Source organism: Lacinutrix sp. MEBiC02595 (assembly GCF_053601555.1).
The window spans coordinates 1-371 of record NZ_JBSHNU010000052.1 but is presented as its reverse complement, the minus strand read 5'-3'; the positions used below and the strand labels follow the sequence as shown (position 1 = coordinate 371).

At 37.5% G+C, this 371-nt stretch carries 1 protein-coding gene; it reads right to left on the bottom strand.

The window, feature by feature from the left end; all coding sequences use genetic code 11:
- Positions 1–371 (bottom strand): hypothetical protein (locus tag ACVCZW_RS00195; RefSeq protein WP_452231308.1); only part of this gene is annotated, 371 nt, incomplete at both ends.

Genomic DNA, 371 nt, shown 5'->3' with positions numbered 1-371 from the left:
AAGCTACGGTTTGAATTTCGTTGGTTGCATCTGTATCTTCATCTGCAGTAATATGATCTGCGATTGCAGTTTCATTGTCTGCAATAGCTGTGTTTTGTGTTGTTTGTTCCGTTTCTAAAGTGTCAATATCATCCGCATTATTAGTGATTTGCGATTGTAAAGCAGTTTCATCAAAAGGAGTAACACTTAAATCGATATTGTTGTTTGCATCTGTGGTTACTGTAACCGAACTATCAGTAGAAGCTACGGTTTGAATTTCGTTGGTTGCATCTGTATCTTCATCTGCAGTAATATGATCTGCGATTGCAGTTGCATTATCTGCAATGTCTAAAGCGTTATCGGTAATTGCTGTATTTTGCGTAGTTTGTTCC